Below are 17,720 nucleotides of genomic sequence, written 5' to 3'. Positions count from 1 at the left end.
AAGGAAGCCTGGCAATGAGCACCTTCATCACCCGCGACGGTACCGAGATCTACTACAAGGATTGGGGCAGTGGCCAACCGGTGGTCTTCAGTCATGGCTGGCCGTTGAACTCGGACAGTTGGGAAGCGCAGATGATGTTCCTGGCGTCCAACGGCTACCGGGTGATCGCTCACGACCGCCGTGGGCACGGCCGTTCCAGCCAACCCTGGGATGGAAACGACATGGACACCTACGCCGATGACCTGGCCGAGCTGATCGAGCGCCTGGACCTCAAGGACGCGGTGCTGCTGGGCTTCTCCACCGGCGGTGGCGAAGTGGCGCGCTATATCGGCCGCCACGGCGCCGCCCGTGTCGCCAAGCTCGGCCTGATCTCGGCGGTGACGCCGCTGATGGTCAAGACCGCCTCCAACCCCAATGGCCTGCCCATCGAAGTGTTCGACGGTTTCCGCCAGGCCTCCCTGGCCGACCGTTCTCAGCTATACAAGGATGTGGCCAGCGCGTTCTTCGGCGCCAACCGTCCGGGCGCCAAGGTCTCCCAGGGCATGATCGACTGGTTCTGGATGCAAGGCATGCTCGCCGGCCACAAGAACACCTACGACTGCATCAAGGCGTTCTCCGAGACCGATCTGTCGGAGGACCTGCGCAACATCGACGTGCCGACCCTGGTGGTGCATGGCGACGACGACCAGGTGGTGCCGATCGAGACCGCCGGCATCGCCGCCGCCAAGTTGCTCAAGCACTCGCAGCTGCTGGTCTACCCCGGCGCGCCCCACGGCCTGACCGACACCCACAAGGATCGTTTGAACGCGGACCTGCTGGGTTTCATCCGGGGCTGATAACCAACTGGCCGGGTGGGGCGGGTAGTTGGCGCGCGTTGGCGGCGGATAGGTCAACATCAAGGTAGCTGGCGCAGCGCTATCGCGAGCAAGCTCGCTCCCACAGGAACATAGGACGTACACCATGAACCGCAACGATTTACGCCGCCTCGACATGAACCTGCTGGTGATCTTCGAGGCGCTGATGTTCGAGAAGAACCTGACCCGCGTCGCCGAGAAGCTGTTCATGGGCCAACCGGCGGTGAGCGCGGCGCTGGGACGGCTGCGGGATCTGTTCGACGATCCGCTGCTGATCCGCCATGGGCGGGGCATGGAGCCGACGCCTCGGGCGCTGGCGATCCTGCGGGAATTGCAGCCGGCCATGGACACGATTTCCGGTGCTGTCAGCCGGGCCAAGGCGTTCGACCCGTCCACCAGCTGCGACGTGTTTCGCATCGGCCTCTCGGACGATGCCGAGTTCGGCCTGTTCCCGCCCTTGCTCAGCCAACTGCGTGAAGAGGCACCGGGCATCATCGTGGTGGTGCGCCGGGCCAACTATTTGCTGATGTCGTCGCTGCTGGGCAGTGGCGAAATCAGCGTGGGCGTCAGCTACACCACCGACCTGCCGGCCAATGCCAAGCGCAAGAAGCTGCGGGACATCCCGTGCAAGGTCTTGCGCGGCGACAAGCGCCCGGGTCCGCTGACCCTGGACGAATACTGTGCGCGGCCCCATGCCATGGTGTCGTTCTCGGGCGACCTGAGCGGCAACATCGACCTGGACCTGGCCCGCATCGGCCGCAGCCGCAAAGTGGTGCTCGGGGTGCCGCAGTTCAGTGGCTTGCGCGCCTTGCTGGCGGGTACCGAGCTGATCGCCACGGTGCCCGACTACGCCGCCTGTGCCCTGGTCGAAGGCTGCGCGCTGCGGGCCGAGGACCCGCCGTTCGAGATCAACGCGGCCGAACTGTCGATGGTCTGGAGCGGCGTGCATGACAACGACCCGGCCGAGCGCTGGTTGCGCTCGCGCATTGCCACCCACATGTCCCAACCGTTGCCGGCCGCGGCCTACGCGGGTTCGGACGGAGCCCACCGATGAACATGACCGATGAACGCCCCTTGCAGGACCTGGGCCTGCTGTTCCTGCGCCTCAGTGGCGCGCTGTTCCTGCTCTGGGTCCACGGGCTGCCGAAGCTGTTGCACTACAGCACCGAACTGACCCGCATCGAGGACCCGTTTCACCTGGGCGCGGCGCCGACGCTGATCCTGGCGATCTTCGCCGAGGTGCTGTGCCCGCTGCTGATCGTGGCCGGCGTGCTGGTACGCCTGGCGTGCTTGCCCATCCTGTTCCTGCTGGCCGTGGCGCTGCTGGTGGTGCACCCGCAGTGGAGCCTGGAAGAAGGGCAATTCGGCTGGTTGTTGCTGATCATCTTTACCAGCGTATTCATTGCCGGCCCTGGTCGCCTGGCGTTGAACACGCGCTTTGTTGGAGTACTTCGTCATGCCTGAATTGCAAAGCGTCGAGTCCCGGGCCAAGCCCGGCGTCGACGAAATCGTCACCCTGGTGGTCAAGCACCGGATCAAGGCCGGCCAGGACGCGGCCTACGAGGCCTGGTTGCGGCGCATCGTGCGCGTTGCCGGCGGTTGGCCCGGGCACTTGGGCGTGGACGTGGTGCGGGGCAAGCAGGACGGTTTGTCGCTGTTCACCTGCGTGTTGCGCTTCTGCTCCACCGAGGCCCTGCAACGCTGGCTCGACTCGCCCGAGCGCCGCGAGCTGGTGCAAGAGGCCGAGCCGCTGCTGGCCGATGGCGACCAGACCGAAGTCGCGTCCCACAAGGAGTTCTGGTTCACCCCGCTGGCGGACGCGGCCACACCGCCGCCGCGCTGGAAACAGGCCGTGGTGACGTTGCTGGTGATCCTGCCGCACACCTTGCTGGTGCCGTTGATCTGGGGGCCGGTGCTGCAACTCAACGCCTTTCTCTCCAACTACGTGGTGGCCACGTTCCTGATCACCCTGACCATCGTGCTCTCGGTCTGCTACGTGTGCATGCCCCTGGCGACCCGGTTGTTCGCCCCCTGGATGGAAGCCTCGAAGGCCCACGAACACCTGGAACCGTAAGCGGGTAAGTGATTTCGCCGAGCGCCGTTGTGGCGAGGGGATTTATCCCCGCTCGGTCGCGAAGCGGCCGCTCTCCGGGCCGCTTCGCAACTCAACGCAGCGGTGCGGCGTTTCGTTAGATCCCCCGCCACAGCACAGTATTGATTCTTGATAGAAGGAAAACCCTATGAACGCCGATCTGATTCTGTTCAATGGCCAGTTCCACACCGTCGACCGGGAAAACCCCCGGGCCAGTGCCGTGGCGATCAGCCAGGGCAAATTCGTTGCCGTGGGCACCGACGCCGAGGCCATGGCCCTGCGCGGCAGCGGCACCCAGGTCATCGACCTCAAGGGCCGCACCGTCATTCCCGGCCTCAACGACTCGCACCTGCACCTGATCCGAGGTGGCCTGAACTACAACCTGGAACTGCGCTGGGAAGGCGTGCCGTCCCTGGCCGATGCGTTGCGCATGCTCAAGGACCAGGCCGACCGCACGCCGACACCTCAATGGGTGCGGGTGGTGGGGGGCTGGAACGAGTTCCAGTTCGCTGAAAAGCGCATGCCGACCCTGGAAGAACTCAACCAGGCGGCCCCGGACACCCCAGTGTTCGTGCTGCACCTGTATGACCGTGCCTTGCTCAATCGCGCGGCCCTGCGTGTCGCTGGCTACACCCGCGACACGCCGAACCCGCCGGGCGGCGAGATCGTCCGTGACAGCAAGGGCGAGCCCACCGGCATGCTGGTGGCGCGGCCGAACGCAATGATCCTTTACTCGACCCTGGCCAAGGGACCGAAGTTGCCACTGGAATACCAGGTCAACTCCACCCGCCAGTTCATGCGCGAACTCAATCGCCTGGGGCTGACCAGCGCCATCGACGCCGGCGGTGGTTTCCAGAACTACCCCGACGACTACGCGGTGATCGAGCAGTTGGCCCGGGAACAGCAGTTGACGGTGCGCATCGCCTACAACCTGTTCACCCAGAAGCCCAAGGAAGAACTCAGCGACTTCAAGAACTGGACCGGCAGCGTCACGCTGCACCAGGGCGACGATTTCCTGCGGCACAACGGTGCCGGTGAAATGCTGGTGTTCTCGGCGGCGGATTTCGAGGACTTCCTCGAACCGCGCCCGGACCTGCCGGCGAGCATGGAGCAGGACCTGGAGCCGGTGGTCCGCCACTTGGTCGAGCAACGCTGGCCTTTCCGCCTGCACGCCACCTACAACGAATCCATCAGCCGCATGCTCGATGTCTTCGAGAAGGTCAACCGCGACATTCCCTTCAATGGCCTGCCGTGGTTCTTCGACCACGCCGAGACCATCACCCCGCAAAACATCGAGCGGGTGCGGGCACTGGGCGGCGGTATCGCGATCCAGGACCGGATGGCCTTCCAGGGCGAATACTTCGTCGATCGCTACGGCGCCAAGGCTGCCGAAGCCACGCCGCCGATCAAGCGCATGCTGGCCGAAGGCGTGCCGGTCGGGGCCGGCACCGACGCCACCCGGGTGTCGAGCTACAACCCCTGGACTTCGCTGTACTGGATGGTCAGCGGTCGCACCGTCGGTGGCCTGGCGTTGCACGAAGAGGGCCTGCCACGCCTGACCGCCTTGGAATTGTTCACCCACGGCAGCGCCTGGTTCTCGTCGGAGCAGGGCAAGAAGGGCCAGATCAAGGTCGGCCAACTGGCAGACCTGGCAGCCCTGAGCGCGGACTTCTTCAGCGTCGAGGAAGAGGCCATCAAGTGGATCGAGTCGGTGCTGACGGTGGTAGGCGGCAAGGTGGTCTACGCCGCCGGTGACTTCGAAAAACTCGGCCCTGCCAGCGTCCCGGTGCTGCCGGACTGGTCGCCGGTGGTCAAGGTCCCCGGCCACTGGCGCCCGAGCTCGCCGTTGCAGGCCCAAGTCCACCAGTGCAGCGGCCCGTGCACGGTGCATTCCCATAGCCATGAACGGGCGCGATTGTCGAACGTCCCTGTCAGCGACTTCCAGGGTTTCTGGGGCGCGTTTGGCTGTTCCTGCTTTGCGTTCTGACTAACGCACCGATTTTCTCCTGTGGGAGCGAGCTTGCTCGCGATGGCGGCGGAACATTCGACATCGCCTCCGCCTGACATTCCGCTATCGCGAGCAAGCTCGCTCCCACAGGGTTTTGTCACAAACCATCCCAAAGGAGTCATCCCATGAGCAACGTTCCCGCCTACAACCGCCTGAACAAAGACGACGCGGTCGTCCTGCTGGTCGATCACCAGACCGGCCTGATCTCCCTGGTCCAGGACTTTTCGCCCAACGAGTTCAAGAACAACGTGCTGGCCCTGGCTGACCTGGCGAAGTTCTTCGAACTGCCGACCATCCTGACCACCAGCTTCGAACAAGGCCCCAACGGCCCGATCGTGCCGGAGCTCAAGGAAATGTTCCCGGACGCGCCGTACATCCCGCGTCCAGGCCAGATCAATGCCTGGGACAACGAAGATTTCGTCAAGGCGATCAAGGCCACCGGCCGCAAGCAACTGATCATCGCAGGCGTGGTGACCGACGTTTGCGTGGCGTTCCCGACCCTGTCGGCACTGGCTGAGGGCTTCGACGTGTTCGTCGTCACCGACGCTTCCGGCACCTTCAACGAAACCGTGCAACAAGCCGCCTGGGTGCGCATGACCGCCGCTGGCGCGCAGATGATGAACTGGTTCTCGGTGGCCTGTGAGCTGCACCGCGACTGGCGCAACGACATCGAAGGCCTGGGCAACCTGTTGTCCCAGCGCATTCCGAACTACCGCAACCTGATGAACAGCTACTCGGCGCTGACGGCCAAGTAAGTTGTCTCCTGGCTGAACGGGTGCCCGCCAATGTGCGGGCATCTTTTTGTCTGGCCACTGACCCTTCGTGGCGAGGGGATTTATCCCCGCTGGGCTGCGTGGCAGCCCCAAAATAGGCTAACTGGGTGTGTCAGAATGTTCACCTGGCTAGTTATTGGTCTGCTACGCAGCCCGGCGGGGATAAATCCCCTCGCCACAGGTTTTGTATTCGGCCTGGATGTCTAAATAAGCCCACCCAGGAATGACAATGAACCCCTTCGAAGAAATGCGCATCTTTGCCCAGGTCATGGAGTCGGGCAGTTTCACCGCCGCGGCGGACAAGCTGGGGCTGTCCAAGCAGTTCGTCAGTCGCAAGCTCATGGCGCTGGAGCAGCGGCTGGGGGTGCGCCTGCTCAATCGTTCGACGCGGCGGTTGGATGTCACGCCGCTGGGCCAGCGCTACTACGAGGCGGCGCTGCGCTTGCTCAATGAAGTGGAGCAGGTGGAGCAGGGCATCAGCGGCCAGACCGACGCGCCCCGTGGCACCATTCGCCTCAGCGCGCCGCTGTCGTTCGCCGTGGCGCACCTGGGGAGCCTGTTGCCGTCGTTCCTGCAACGCTACCCCGACGTCAGCGTCGAGGTGGACCTGAGCGACCGCTCGGTGGATTTGTTGGGAGAGGGCTACGACCTGGCGCTGCGCATCGGCGTGCTGGAAGATTCCACCCTGATCGCCCGGCGCATCGCCACCATCGAACGGCTGTACTGCGCCAGCCCGGCGTACCTGGCAGAACGCGGCACGCCCGAACGCCCTGAAGACCTGCGTCATCACGATTGCCTGCCCTACGGTCACAGCCGGCAGGTCCAGTGGCGATTCGAAGGGCGTGGCAAGCCCCTGACCCTGGACGTGAGCGGACGCATGCGGGCCAATAACGGTGATCTGCTCAGGGACGCGGCCATCGCTGGCATGGGCATCACTTACCTGCCCACGTTCATCCTCGGCGAGGCCTTGAAGGAGGGTCGGTTGACCCGGGTGCTGGAGGGGTATGAAACCGAGCCGCTGACGTTGTCGGCGGTCTACCCGCAGCATCGGCAGGGCTCACGCCCGGTCCAGGCGCTGGTGGAATTCTTGCGGGAACGAATGCACCCGTAAAACGACGTTCAGCCGTCCGGGGACGGCTGAAGCATTCGAGGCGAGAATCAGGCGGCGAGGTTGGCGCTGCCCAGTTCCTTCTTGTACTGCGCTTTCATGGTTTCCATTTCCGCGCCCAGGGCATCCAGCTTGGCCTTGCCCAGCACTTTCCTGGCCTGCGGGAACATCTCCTTTTCTTCCTCTTCGATGTGGTGCTCCAGCAGTTCCTTGACCACTTTCACCCGGCCGGCGAATTCAGGCTGGGACGGATCGGTGGTTTTCAGGTCCGGCAGTACCAGCGAGTCGACGGTGCGGTGCTCTTCCTTGGCTTCGTAATACATTTCCGCTTCTTCCTTGCCACCCGCTTCCTTGAAAGCCGGATACAGGATCTCTTCTTCCAGGCGGGTGTGGATGGTCACTTCCATTTCCAGTTTCGCCAACAGATCGGTGCGTTTCTTGATGGCGCGGTCAGTGGATTCGCTCAATTGGGTCAGAATCGCTTTCACGCGTTCATGGTCGGCTTTCAACAGGTCGATGGCGTTCATAAATAGCTCCTGGCAATTCACGGTTGCGGGCAGGCTTCAAGCGCCGACGCCGCGTACAGGATGAATTGCATCAGCCGTGCCAGTCGGAGCTGATGAAAAAACTGTTATAGAACAAAGGCTTGGATGAGCGGTCATTTCCGGCTTCGTGCAAGCTGCAAGACCCTGGGGAAAACCTCGTTGCACTTTGCGGGCAAAGGGCGTCCTGGAGGCCAAGCATAAAAAAACCCGCATCGTGCGATACGGGTTTTTTCTCTGCGGTGTTGCCCGGCCGATCAGCCCACCAGGCCCGCTTGCTGGACCAGGGTCAGCAACGGTTGCGGGTACACGCCCAGGAAGAACGCCAGTACGGCGATGGCCAGCAGCATCACGCCGCCTGCCTTCTGTTCCCAGTGCAACTCGGCGTCGTGGCGACGCAGGTTCGGTTCCATCAGGTACAGGGTGACCATGACGCGCAGGTAGTAGAACACGCCGATGGCACTGCCCAGCACCAGGGAGCCGACCAGCCACCATTGGTGGGCCTCGACGCCGGTGGCGATGATGTAGAACTTGCCGATGAAGCCGGCGGTCAGCGGGATGCCGGCCAGGGACAGCATCATCACGGTCAGCACGGCGGTCAGGTACGGACGGCGCCAGAACAGGCCGCGGTATTCGTACAGGGCGTCGGCGTCGCGGCCGTTGTATGGCGAGGACATCAGGGTGATCACGCCGAACGCGCCGAGGCTGGTGATGACGTAGGTGACCAGGTACACGCCGATGGCTTCCACGGCCAGGCCCTTGCTGGCGATCAACGCGATCAGCAGGTAACCGAAGTGGGCGATGGACGAGTAACCCAGCAGGCGCTTGAGGTTGCTCTGGGTCAGCGCCAACAGGTTACCGAACAGGATCGACGCGATGGCAATGACCGTCAGCACGTTGTTCAACACACCGCTGCTGGCCACGGGCGAGATCTGGAACAGACGCACCATCACCGCGAACACGGCCACTTTCGACGCGGTGGCCAGGAACGCCGCCACTGGCGCCGGGGCGCCTTCGTAGACGTCCGGGGTCCAGAGGTGGAAGGGCACCAGCGACAGCTTGAACGCCAGGCCGATCAACATCATGCCCAGGCCCAGTTGCGCGATCGGGCTAGGCAGGCCGGTGGCCGCCAGGGCCTGGCCGATGCCGACGAAGCTCAAGGTGCCCGCCTGGGCGTAGAGCAGGGCCATGCCGAACAACAGGAACGCGGAACCGGCCGCCGACAGCACCATGTACTTGATGCCGGCTTCCAGGGAGCGCTTGTTGAAGAAGGCGTAGGCCACCAGGCCATAGACCGGCACCGACAGCAGTTCCAGGCCGATGAACAGGCTGGCCAGGTGCTGCGCGCTGACCAGGACCAGGCCACCGGCGGCGGCCATCAGGATCAACAGGTACAGTTCCTCGCGGTTGCCCGGGTAACCCGAACCGCCATCGCCGAGGTAGGCGTGGGCGAGGGTGACGCAGGCGAGGGTGGCGACCAGGATCAACGCCATGTACAGGCAGGCGAAGCTGTCGATCTGGATCAGTGGGGTGACCACCAGGGGCGCGACTTTCAGGGCCGGCAGGATCGACAGCAGGGCCAGGTTCAGCCCCGCCACCGACAGCAGGAAGGTCTGTGAGTGATTGCGCCGCCAGGCGATCGCCAGCATCACCACGATGATCGTGGCGCTGGTGATCAACAGCGGCGCAAGCGCGATAAAGTGTTGAATCGTGAATTCCATAGCGCTCTTACCGGGCCGAAGCGAGTTGAGAGAAGGCGGTGCCGAGCCACTGCTGCACGCCATGCATGGTGGCGGCAGAGGTGTCGAGGAACGGTTGCGGGGAAACGCCGAGGTAAACCAGCAGCACCGCAAGGCCAAGCACCATGATCAGTTCGCGAGCGTCCATGCCGCGCAGCACTTCATCCGACTTGGCCGGACCGAAGTAGGCGCGGTGGATCATGATCAGCGAGTAGACCGAACCGAACACCAGGCCGGACGTGGCGATGGCCGTGATCCAGGGCGCACTGACGAACGAACCGATCAGGATCAGGAACTCGCCGACGAAGTTGCCGGTGCCGGGCAGGCCCAGGGACGCGGCGGCGAAGAACAGGCTGATCGCCGGCAGGTAGGCGATGCGCGACCAGACGCCGCCCATCTCGCGCATGTCCCGGGTGTGCAGGCGCTCGTACAACTGGCCGCTGAGGATGAACAACGCCGCCGCCGACAGGCCGTGGGCGAGCATCTGGATCACCGCGCCCTGCAGGGCCAACTGGCTGCCGGAGTAGATGCCGATCAGCACGAAGCCCATGTGCGAGACGCTGGAGAAGGCGATCAGGCGCTTGATGTCGGTCTGGGCGAACGCCAGGAACGCACCGTAGAAAATCCCGATCAGGCCCAGGGTCATGGCGATGGGCGCGAACTCGGCCGAGGCGTTCGGGAACATCGGCAGGGCAAAGCGCAGCAGGCCGTAGGCCGCCGTCTTGAGCAGGATACCCGCCAGGTCCACGGAGCCGGCGGTCGGCGCCTGGGCGTGGGCGTCCGGCAGCCAGGAGTGGAACGGTACCACCGGCAGCTTCACCGCGAAGGCGATGAAGAAGCCCAGCATCAGCACGTACTCGGTGGTGCGCGACATCTGCACTTTCAACAGGTCGGCGTAGTTGAAGGTAATCACGCCGGTGTTGTTGAAGTTGACCAGTACCAGGCCCAGGATCGCCACCAACATGATCAGGCCGGAAGCCTGGGTGAAGATGAAGAACTTGGTCGCCGCGTAGATCCGGGTCTTCTTGCCGTCCGAGGAACTGTGACCCCAGAGCGCGATGAGGAAATACATCGGCACCAGCATCATTTCCCAGAAGAAGAAGAACATGAACAGGTCCAGCGCCAGGAACACGCCGACGACGCCGCCCAGGATCCACATCAGGTTCAGGTGGAAGAAGCCGACGTGACGCTGGATCTCTTTCCAGGAGCAGAGCACCGAGAGGATACCCAGCAGGCCGGTCAGCAGGATCATCAAAAGCGACAAGCCGTCGAGGGCCAGGTGCACGCTGATGCCGAAGCGCGCGATCCACAGGTGCTTGAATTCAAGCGCCCAGGTTGGCGCGGCGCCAGGCGCCGGGGCAAATGAATAGTCGCCGGTCGCCCACAGCCAGAGGCCGAGCGCGAGTTCCAGGGACATGGTCAGCAGCGCAATCCAGCGCGGGAGCGTGGAGCTGGAGCGCTCCGCGATCCAGCACAGCAGGCCGCCGATGAAGGGGATCAGGATTAGCCAGGGCAGAATCATGACGGGCTCGTTTCCTTTCGCAAGTTCGCAAGGTTCATATCAGACCGCTACCAGCACGATGGCGCCGATAACCAGCACGGCGCCAGCCGCCATGGAAGCCGCATACCAACGCAGTTGACCGGTCTCGGTACGGCTCAGGGCAGTGTGGCCGCCCTTGGCCATGCGCGGGATCAGGCCAATGGTCTGGTCGAGCGGGTCTTTGCGCAGAATGTGGCTGATCGCAAGGTATGGCTTGACGAACAGTTTGTCGTAGATCCAGTCGAAGCCCCAGGCGGCGAACCACCAGGCCGAAAGGACACGGCCGAGGCCGCTGTTGGCGATGGCCGTGACGAAACGACGCTTGCCCAGGAACAGCAGGGCGGCCAGCAGGATACCCGCCAGGGCGATGGCGCCCGAGGCGATTTCCAGGCTGTGCTTGGCTTCGCCGCCGGCATGGCCGACGCTTTGCGGCAGCACGCCGTGCAGTGGCGGGGCGATCATGGCGCCGACGAAGGTCGACAGCACGATCAGCACCGACAGCGGCAGCCAGTGGGCGATGCCGTGGCCGGCGTGGGCTTCGGTCTTGGCTTCACCGTGGAACGCGATGAAGATCAGGCGGAAGGTGTACAGCGAGGTCATGAAGGCACCGACCAGGCCGGCATAGAGCAAGCCTTGGTTACCGCTGGCGAACGCTTCCCAGAGGATCTCGTCCTTGGAGTAGAAACCGGCGGTGACCAGTGGCAGGGCCGCCAGGGCCGCGCCGCCGACGATGAAGCTGGCGTAGGCCAATGGCAGTTTCTTCCACAGGCCGCCCATCTTGAAGATGTTCTGCTCGTGGTGGCAGGCGACGATCACCGCACCGGAGGCAAGGAACAGCAGGGCCTTGAAGAAGGCGTGGGTCATCAAGTGGAAGATCGCGCCTTCCCAGGCACCGACGCCCAGGGCCAGGAACATGTAGCCGATCTGGCTCATGGTCGAGTAGGCGAGGATCCGCTTGATGTCGGTCTGCACCAGCGCGGCGAAGCCGGCCAGTACCAGGGTTACGCCACCGACGATGCCCACCAGGTGCAGGATGTCCGGCGCCAGGGCGAACAGGCCGTGGGTACGGGCGATCAGGTAGACGCCCGCGGTCACCATGGTGGCGGCGTGGATCAGGGCCGACACCGGGGTCGGGCCGGCCATCGCATCCGCCAGCCAGGTCTGCAGCGGCAGCTGGGCCGATTTACCGACGGCGCCGCCCAGCAGCAGCAGGGTCGCCAGGACGACCCAGAAGTCGCCGACCTTGAAGTGCTCGGGAGCCTTGACCAGCAGTTCCTGGATGTTCAGCGTACCCAGTTGCTGGAACAGGATGAACAGGCCGATGGCCATGAACACGTCGCCGATGCGGGTGACGATGAACGCCTTGAGCGCCGCGTTGCCGTTGTTGCGGTTGCTGTAGTAGAAACCGATCAACAGGTACGAGCACAGGCCCACGCCTTCCCAGCCGAAGTACAGGAACAACAGGTTATCGCCGAGCACCAGGAACAGCATGCTGGCGATGAACAGGTTGGTGTAGGCGAAGAAACGCGAATAACCGGCTTCACCGCGCATGTACCAGGAGGCGAACAAGTGGATCAGGAAACCTACGCCGACCACGACGCCGAGCATGGTGATCGACAGGCCGTCGATGTACAGGGCGAAGTTCGGCGTGAAGCCTTCCACCGCCATCCACTGCCACAGCACCAGGGTGTAGTGCCCACCCTCGGGCGGTGCGACGTTGAATTGCCAGATCACGTAGGCGGCGACAATCGCCGACAGGCCGATGGAGCCGACACCGATCAGTGCCGAGCTGTTTTCCGAGAGGCGTCCCCGGGAGAACGACAGCAGCAGGAAACCGATCAGGGGAAATACGAAAGTCAGAAAGATCATGTTCATCCGTGCATCTCACTGGCAGCGTCGATATCGAGCGTGTGGAAGCGGCGATACAGTTGCAGCAGGATCGCCAGGCCGATGCTGGCCTCGGCGGCTGCCAGGCTGATCACCAGGATGAACATGATCTGTCCATCCGGCTGGGCCCAGCGAGCGCCCGCCACGATGAAGGCCAGGGCGGAGGCATTCATCATCACCTCCAGGCTCATCAGCACGAACAGGATGTTGCGACGGACCATCAGGCCAACCAGGCCGAGACAGAACAGGATGCCGGCGACTGCCAGGCCATGCTCGAGAGGGATAGCAGGCATGTGATTACTCCTTCGCCTCGTTACGGCCCAAATGGAACGCCGTGACGGCTGCGGCAAGCAGCAGCATCGAGGCGAGTTCGACCACCAGCAGGTACGGGCCGAACAGGCTGATGCCCACGGCCTTGGGACCTACGGTGGCGTGGCCGATGGCCTGGCCGCTCTGGTGGGCGAACAGCACGTACAGCAGTTCGCCCAGCAGCAGGACGGCGAGAATCACCGGTCCCGCCCAGATGCCGGGCTTGAGCCAGGAACGCTCCTGCTGCACCGAGGCGGGGCCTAGGTTCAGCATCATCACCACGAACACGAACAGAACCATGATGGCGCCGGCGTAGGCGATCACTTCCAGCGCACCGGCGAACGGCGCGCCGAGGGCGAAGAAGGTCATGGCCACGGCGATCAGCGAAATGATCAGGTAGAGCAGGGCATGGATAGGGTTGGTGTTGGTGACCACGCGAAGCGTGGACACCACCGCGATACCCGATGCGAAATAGAAAGCGAATTCCATCTTTCTTCCTTAAGGCAGCAAGCTCTTCACGTTGATCGGTTCGGCTTCGTTCTGCGCGGCGCCTTTCGGCTTGCCGGCAATGGCCATACCTGCAACACGATAGAAGTTGTAATCAGGGTTTTTACCGGGACCGGAAATCAGCAGGTCTTCTTTCTCGTACACCAGGTCCTGACGCTTGAACTCGGCCATTTCGAAATCCGGCGTGAGCTGGATCGCGGTGGTCGGGCAGGCTTCCTCGCAGAGGCCGCAGAAAATGCAGCGCGAGAAGTTGATGCGGAAGAAGTCCGGGTACCAGCGACCGTCTTCGGTTTCAGCTTTCTGCAACGAGATGCAACCCACCGGGCAGGCCACGGCGCACAGGTTGCACGCCACGCAACGCTCTTCGCCGTCGGGATCGCGGGTCAGGACGATGCGGCCGCGATAACGCGGGGCCAGGTACACCGGTTCTTCCGGGTATTGCAGGGTGTCGCGCTTGCGAAAGCCATGGCCGAAGATCATGACCAGGCTTCGCAGTTGGGTACCGGTACCCTTAACGATGTCGCCAATATATTTGAACATGGGTCAAATCCTCACTGAACCGCGGCCGCAGGCGCGTTCGTCAAAACGATCGCAGCGGTCACCAGCATGTTGATCAGGGTCAGCGGCAAGCAGAATTTCCAGCTGAAATCCATTACCTGGTCGTAGCGTGGGCGCGGGATCGAGGCGCGCAGCAGGACGAACAGCATGATGAAGAACGCGGTCTTCAGGGCGAACCAGACGAAGGACAATTGCGGCAGGATGCCGAACGGACCGTGCCAGCCGCCGAAGAACAGCGTGACCAGCAGCGCCGAGATCAGGATGATGCCGATGTATTCGCCGACGAAGAACATGCCCCATTTCATGCCGGCATATTCAATGTGGTAGCCGTCGGCCAGTTCCTGTTCCGCTTCCGGCTGGTCGAAGGGGTGACGGTGAGTCACGGCCACGCCAGCGATGAAGAAGGTACAGAAGCCGAAGAACTGCGGGATGATGAACCACAGGTTCTGCGCCTGGTACTCGACGATGTCGCGCATGTTGAACGAGCCGGCCTGGATCACGATGCCCATGAGCGCCAGGCCCATGAACACTTCGTAGGACACGGTCTGGGCCGAGGCCCGCAGGCTGCCCAGCAGGGCGAACTTGTTGTTGCTCGACCAGCCGGCGAACAGCACCGCATACACCGACAGGCCGGCCATGGCGAAGAAGAACAGCAGGCCGATGTTCAGGTCCGCCACGCCCCAGGTCGGGGTGATCGGGATGATCGCGAAGGCGATCAGCAAGGCGCTCATGGCCACGACCGGCGCCAGGGTGAAGATCACCTTGTCGGCGAACGGTGGCGTCCAGTCTTCCTTGAAGAACATTTTGACCATGTCGGCGGCGATCTGGAACATGCCGAACGGGCCGACGCGGTTCGGACCGTAGCGGTCCTGCCACCAGCCCAGCAGGCGCCGTTCGATGAAGCTCAGCAGCGCCCCGCAGACCACCACGGCCAGCAGGATCACGATGGCCTTGAGGACCGTCAGGATCACATCGATCACGTCAGGGGTGAACCAGCTCATTGCGCTGCCTCCTGCAGACCGTCGACGGTTTTGCCGAAAATCGCCGGTGGGATGCCTGCCAGGCCGGCTGGCAACGCCACCAGGCCGGCGCCCAGTGCTTCATTGATGCGCAGCGGCAGACGGAGCGTCTGGCCGGCCACGTTCAGGCTGAGCAGGGCACCGTCGTTGACGCCCAGGCGATCGGCTTCGGACTTGGCCAGCGACACGTAGGCGGCCGGGATGCGTTCTTGCACCGGCGCGGCCTTGGAAGAGTTCTCCTCGCTGCCGAACAGGTGGTGGAACGGCACGACCTGCCAGGTGCCCGGCGCCGGGTTGAAGGCACGCGGTACGCTGGCGAACCAGCCGAGGCCATCGCCCTGGCTTTCGATCAGGCGCTTGCCCGGGTCACCGGCACGCAGGTGACCGCCGACTTCGTCCTGGAACTTGTTCCAGGCCTGCGGCGAGTTCCAGCCCGGCGACCAGGCGAACGGCACTTGCGAGCGCGGTTCGGCGGAGCCCGAGTAACCTTCCATGGAGAAGGCGAACGGGGTGTCCTTGTCTTGCGGGGTGCGCGGTTCATGCACGCTGATGTTGGCGCGCATGGCGGTACGGCCGGAGTAGCGCAGCGGTTCGCGGGCCAGCTTCATGCCCTTGATGCGGAACGCGGCGGAAGGCGCGGCGTCGACGATGCCGGCCAATTGCGGGTTGCTCGAGGCGCAGGCGGCCGTGACGTGGTCCAGTTGGGTCCAGTCGATCGGCTGGTTCAGCAGGGTGGCGCGCAGGGCATGCAGCCAGCGCCAGCCTTCGTGGACCAGGATGCTGGCGTCCAGGTATTGCGGGTCGAAGACCTGGAAGAAGCGCTGGGCGCGGCCTTCCTGGCTGACCAGGGTGCCGTCGCCTTCGGCGAAGCTCGCCGCCGGCAGCACCAGGTGGGCGCGGTCGGTGGTGGCGGTCTTCTGGTGGTCGGCGACGATCACGGTTTTCGCGGCGCTCAGGGCGGCGTCCACCCGGGCCTTGTCGGTACGGGTATAGAGGTCGTTCTCCAGCACCACGATGGCGTCGGCGTTGCCGTCGATCACCGCTTGCAGGGCTGCGTCCACCGATTCGCCACCGAGCATGGCCAGGCCAAGGCTGTTGGCCTCCGGCACGACCAGGCTGATGGACCCGTTCTTCTCGCGCAGCTTCAGGGCCTTGGCGATGTTGGCGGCGGCCTCGATCAGCGCCTTGGAACCCAGGGAGGTGCCGGCGATGATCAACGGGCGCTTGGCCGCCAGCAGGGCGTCGGCGATGCGCTGGACCAGGCCGGCCGCTTCGCTGTCCAGGCCGTCGACGGCCGGGGCGCTGGCGTCCAGGGCGTGGGCGACGGCGAAGCCGATGCGGGCCAGGTCGTCAGGCGCTGCGTGCACGCACTCCTCGGCGACGTCGTCGAGCTTGGTTTCGGCGAGGCTGGCGATGAACAGCGGGTTCAGCGCGTGCTGGCCGATGTTCTTCACGGCGGCGTCGAGCCAAGGCTGCACGCGCATGGCGTCGGCCATGTCCTCGGCCTTGCCCTTGACCGACTGGCGCAGGGCCAGGGCCATGCGCGCGGCGGTCTGGGTCAGGTCTTCGCCAAGGACGAACACGGCGTCGTGGTCTTCGATGTCGCGCATCGTCGGCACGGGCAGGGGGCTGTCCTTGAGCACTTGCAGCACCAGGCGGATGCGCTCCAGCTCGGCGGCTTCGATGCCGCTGTAGAAGTGCTCGGCACCGACCAGTTCACGCAACGCGTAGTTGCTTTCCAGGCTGGCCCGTGGCGAACCGATGCCGACGATGTTGCGCCCGCGCAGCAGCTCGGCGGCCTTGTCCAGCGCTTCGTCCAGGCTCAGCTTGGCGCCGTCTGCCAGCAGCGGCTGGCGCGGACGGTCGGTGCGGTTGACGTAGCCGTAGCCGAAGCGGCCACGGTCGCAAAGGAAATACTGGTTCACCGAACCGTTGTAGCGGTTTTCGATGCGACGCAGTTCGCCGTAGCGCTCGCCCGGGGAAATGTTGCAGCCGCTGGAGCAGCCGTGGCAGATGCTCGGCGAGAACTGCATGTCCCACTTGCGGTTGTAGCGCTCGGAGTGGGTCTTGTCGGTGAACACGCCGGTCGGGCAGACCTCGGTCAGGTTGCCGGAGAATTCGCTTTCCAGGGTGCCGTCTTCGACGCGACCGAAGTACACGTTGTCGTGGGCACCGAACACGCCCAGGTCGGTGCCGCCGGCGTAGTCCTTGTAGAAGCGCACGCAGCGGTAGCAGGCGATGCAGCGGTTCATCTCGTGGGAAATGAACGGGCCCAGTTGCTGGTTCTGGTGGGTGCGTTTCTTGAAGCGATAACGGCGCTCGTTGTGGCCGGTCATCACCGTCATGTCTTGCAGGTGGCAGTGACCGCCTTCCTCACAGACCGGGCAGTCGTGGGGGTGGTTGGTCATCAGCCATTCGACGACGCTGGCGCGAAACACTTTCGCTTCCTCGTCGTCGATGGAGATCCAGCTGCCGTCGGTGGCGGGGGTCATGCAGGACATGACGATCCGACCACGCTTGTCGTTTTCGTCGGTGTACTGCTTGACCGCGCACTGGCGACAGGCGCCAACGCTGCCAAGGGCGGGGTGCCAGCAGAAATAGGGAATGTCGAGGCCCAGCGACAGACATGCCTGCAACAGGTTGTCTGCGCCATCGACTTCGAGCTCTTTGCCGTCTACGTGGATAGTGGCCATGGTTCAAAGTTCTTCGTTGGCCCGGTGTCAGCGGGCGTGGCTAATGGAATCTTGTCGTTCGTCCGAATCCAAACAGCCCCGGTGAAGAGGC

General features: G+C 63.9%; 16 protein-coding genes. 7 read left to right on the top strand and 9 right to left on the bottom strand.

The window, feature by feature from the left end; genetic code table 11:
* The first annotated feature begins 14 nt into the window (after positions 1-14).
* From Q6A48_RS04425 to Q6A48_RS04395, 7 genes are all read left to right on the top strand, one after another.
* A complete protein-coding gene (locus tag Q6A48_RS04425; protein WP_304552298.1) occupies positions 15-836 on the top strand; it encodes an alpha/beta fold hydrolase in 822 nt (273 codons plus the stop codon).
* Positions 837-960: 124 nt separating this feature from the next.
* The gene (locus tag Q6A48_RS04420; RefSeq protein ID WP_304552297.1) at positions 961-1,908 is read left to right on the top strand and encodes a LysR family transcriptional regulator; all 948 of its coding nucleotides are present in this window, start codon (positions 961-963) and stop codon (positions 1,906-1,908) included.
* Positions 1,905-2,318: a DoxX family protein gene (locus Q6A48_RS04415; RefSeq protein WP_304552296.1), complete on the top strand. Its 414-nt coding sequence runs from the start codon at positions 1,905-1,907 to the stop codon at positions 2,316-2,318. Before Q6A48_RS04420 ends, Q6A48_RS04415 begins: the two co-directional genes overlap by 4 nt.
* Positions 2,311-2,928 carry an antibiotic biosynthesis monooxygenase gene (locus Q6A48_RS04410; protein WP_304552295.1) on the top strand — a complete coding sequence of 206 codons (618 nt, stop codon included), beginning with the start codon at positions 2,311-2,313 and terminating at the stop codon, positions 2,926-2,928. The genes Q6A48_RS04415 and Q6A48_RS04410 overlap by 8 nt, the downstream gene beginning before the upstream one ends.
* 166 nt (positions 2,929-3,094) lie before the next feature.
* Positions 3,095-4,933 (top strand): amidohydrolase, encoded by a 1,839-nt coding sequence (locus tag Q6A48_RS04405; RefSeq protein ID WP_304552294.1) that lies wholly within the window; start codon positions 3,095-3,097, stop codon positions 4,931-4,933.
* Positions 4,934-5,079: 146 nt separating this feature from the next.
* Entirely contained in the window at positions 5,080-5,709 is a 630-nt protein-coding gene (gene ycaC / locus Q6A48_RS04400) for an isochorismate family cysteine hydrolase YcaC (RefSeq protein ID WP_014337664.1), read from the top strand.
* 247 nt (positions 5,710-5,956) lie between these two features.
* Entirely contained in the window at positions 5,957-6,838 is an 882-nt protein-coding gene (locus Q6A48_RS04395) for a LysR family transcriptional regulator (protein ID WP_304552292.1), read from the top strand.
* Positions 6,839-6,885: 47 nt separating this feature from the next.
* Here Q6A48_RS04395 and Q6A48_RS04390 read toward each other — a convergent pair whose 3' ends face one another.
* The 9 genes from Q6A48_RS04390 to nuoG form a co-directional block, all read right to left on the bottom strand.
* A complete protein-coding gene (locus tag Q6A48_RS04390) occupies positions 6,886-7,362 on the bottom strand; it encodes a PA2171 family ribosome-binding persister protein (protein ID WP_304552291.1) in 477 nt (158 codons plus the stop codon).
* A 272-nt stretch (positions 7,363-7,634) separates the two neighbouring features.
* Positions 7,635-9,098: an NADH-quinone oxidoreductase subunit NuoN gene (gene nuoN, locus Q6A48_RS04385; protein ID WP_304552290.1), complete on the bottom strand. Its 1,464-nt coding sequence runs from the start codon at positions 9,096-9,098 to the stop codon at positions 7,635-7,637.
* A 7-nt stretch (positions 9,099-9,105) separates the two neighbouring features.
* The gene (gene nuoM, locus Q6A48_RS04380; protein ID WP_304552289.1) at positions 9,106-10,638 is read right to left on the bottom strand and encodes an NADH-quinone oxidoreductase subunit M; all 1,533 of its coding nucleotides are present in this window, start codon (positions 10,636-10,638) and stop codon (positions 9,106-9,108) included.
* A 39-nt stretch (positions 10,639-10,677) separates the two neighbouring features.
* The gene (nuoL, locus tag Q6A48_RS04375; protein ID WP_304552287.1) at positions 10,678-12,531 is read right to left on the bottom strand and encodes an NADH-quinone oxidoreductase subunit L; all 1,854 of its coding nucleotides are present in this window, start codon (positions 12,529-12,531) and stop codon (positions 10,678-10,680) included.
* Entirely contained in the window at positions 12,528-12,836 is a 309-nt protein-coding gene (nuoK, locus tag Q6A48_RS04370; RefSeq protein ID WP_304552285.1) for an NADH-quinone oxidoreductase subunit NuoK, read from the bottom strand. Before nuoK ends, nuoL begins: the two co-directional genes overlap by 4 nt.
* A 4-nt stretch (positions 12,837-12,840) precedes the next feature.
* Entirely contained in the window at positions 12,841-13,341 is a 501-nt protein-coding gene (gene nuoJ / locus Q6A48_RS04365; protein ID WP_304552284.1) for an NADH-quinone oxidoreductase subunit J, read from the bottom strand.
* A gap of 9 nt (positions 13,342-13,350) precedes the next feature.
* Positions 13,351-13,899: an NADH-quinone oxidoreductase subunit NuoI gene (gene nuoI, locus Q6A48_RS04360; protein ID WP_003180051.1), complete on the bottom strand. Its 549-nt coding sequence runs from the start codon at positions 13,897-13,899 to the stop codon at positions 13,351-13,353.
* Between the two features lie 11 nt (positions 13,900-13,910).
* The gene (nuoH, locus tag Q6A48_RS04355; RefSeq protein WP_304552280.1) at positions 13,911-14,918 is read right to left on the bottom strand and encodes an NADH-quinone oxidoreductase subunit NuoH; all 1,008 of its coding nucleotides are present in this window, start codon (positions 14,916-14,918) and stop codon (positions 13,911-13,913) included.
* Complete coding sequence (gene nuoG / locus Q6A48_RS04350; protein ID WP_304552279.1) at positions 14,915-17,629, bottom strand: NADH-quinone oxidoreductase subunit NuoG; 2,715 nt, start codon at positions 17,627-17,629, stop codon at positions 14,915-14,917. Before nuoG ends, nuoH begins: the two co-directional genes overlap by 4 nt.
* Positions 17,630-17,720: the final 91 nt, after the last annotated feature.

The organism is Pseudomonas citrullilanati, from assembly GCF_030580855.1.
Classification (GTDB): Bacteria; Pseudomonadota; Gammaproteobacteria; order Pseudomonadales; family Pseudomonadaceae; genus Aquipseudomonas; species Aquipseudomonas citrulli.
The sequence above is the reverse complement of the archived record's forward strand: the minus strand, read 5'-3'. Positions and strand labels throughout refer to the sequence as shown.

Excerpts from the sequence above, each read along its gene's own strand:
- Q6A48_RS04425 (WP_304552298.1), top strand. The coding sequence starts at position 15 with ATGAGCACCTTCATCACCCGCGACGGTACCGAGATCTACTACAAGGAT.
- Q6A48_RS04420 (WP_304552297.1), top strand. The coding sequence starts at position 961 with ATGAACCGCAACGATTTACGCCGCCTCGACATGAACCTGCTGGTGATC.
- Q6A48_RS04415 (WP_304552296.1), top strand. The coding sequence starts at position 1,905 with ATGAACATGACCGATGAACGCCCCTTGCAGGACCTGGGCCTGCTGTTC.
- Q6A48_RS04410 (WP_304552295.1), top strand. The coding sequence starts at position 2,311 with ATGCCTGAATTGCAAAGCGTCGAGTCCCGGGCCAAGCCCGGCGTCGAC.
- Q6A48_RS04405 (WP_304552294.1), top strand. The coding sequence starts at position 3,095 with ATGAACGCCGATCTGATTCTGTTCAATGGCCAGTTCCACACCGTCGAC.
- ycaC (WP_014337664.1), top strand. The coding sequence starts at position 5,080 with ATGAGCAACGTTCCCGCCTACAACCGCCTGAACAAAGACGACGCGGTC.
- Q6A48_RS04395 (WP_304552292.1), top strand. The coding sequence starts at position 5,957 with ATGAACCCCTTCGAAGAAATGCGCATCTTTGCCCAGGTCATGGAGTCG.
- Q6A48_RS04390 (WP_304552291.1), bottom strand. The coding sequence starts at position 7,362 with ATGAACGCCATCGACCTGTTGAAAGCCGACCATGAACGCGTGAAAGCG.
- nuoN (WP_304552290.1), bottom strand. The coding sequence starts at position 9,098 with ATGGAATTCACGATTCAACACTTTATCGCGCTTGCGCCGCTGTTGATC.
- nuoM (WP_304552289.1), bottom strand. The coding sequence starts at position 10,638 with ATGATTCTGCCCTGGCTAATCCTGATCCCCTTCATCGGCGGCCTGCTG.
- nuoL (WP_304552287.1), bottom strand. The coding sequence starts at position 12,531 with ATGAACATGATCTTTCTGACTTTCGTATTTCCCCTGATCGGTTTCCTG.
- nuoK (WP_304552285.1), bottom strand. The coding sequence starts at position 12,836 with ATGCCTGCTATCCCTCTCGAGCATGGCCTGGCAGTCGCCGGCATCCTG.
- nuoJ (WP_304552284.1), bottom strand. The coding sequence starts at position 13,341 with ATGGAATTCGCTTTCTATTTCGCATCGGGTATCGCGGTGGTGTCCACG.
- nuoI (WP_003180051.1), bottom strand. The coding sequence starts at position 13,899 with ATGTTCAAATATATTGGCGACATCGTTAAGGGTACCGGTACCCAACTG.
- nuoH (WP_304552280.1), bottom strand. The coding sequence starts at position 14,918 with ATGAGCTGGTTCACCCCTGACGTGATCGATGTGATCCTGACGGTCCTC.
- nuoG (WP_304552279.1), bottom strand. The coding sequence starts at position 17,629 with ATGGCCACTATCCACGTAGACGGCAAAGAGCTCGAAGTCGATGGCGCA.